We start from the raw sequence: 223 nt of genomic DNA, 5'->3' as shown, positions 1-223 counted from the left end.
AAATAGATAAGTTCTCTAATAAATTAAAGTCTTGGAAAATGAACCCTAACTTTTGTGAACGGAAATCAGAAAGTTCACCTTGCTTCATTTTCGTAATATCCGTTCCTGCAAGTTGAACAACGCCGCCCGTTGCTGTGTCTAACGTTGAAATTACATTTAATAATGTTGTTTTACCAGAACCAGAAGGCCCCATAATACCAACAAACTCCCCCTCTTGAATTGA

1 protein-coding gene is annotated in these 223 nt (G+C 37.2%); it reads right to left on the bottom strand.

The features are described from left to right. On the bottom strand, window positions 1–223 hold a 223-nt coding region (locus tag MR170_RS31835; RefSeq protein ID WP_242310779.1), incomplete at both ends, for an ATP-binding cassette domain-containing protein.

This window comes from Bacillus cereus group sp. BfR-BA-01524, assembly GCF_022662595.1.
In the GTDB taxonomy this organism is placed as follows: Bacteria; Bacillota; Bacilli; order Bacillales; family Bacillaceae_G; genus Bacillus_A; species Bacillus_A thuringiensis_S.
This window is presented reverse-complemented; position numbering and strand designations above follow the sequence as displayed.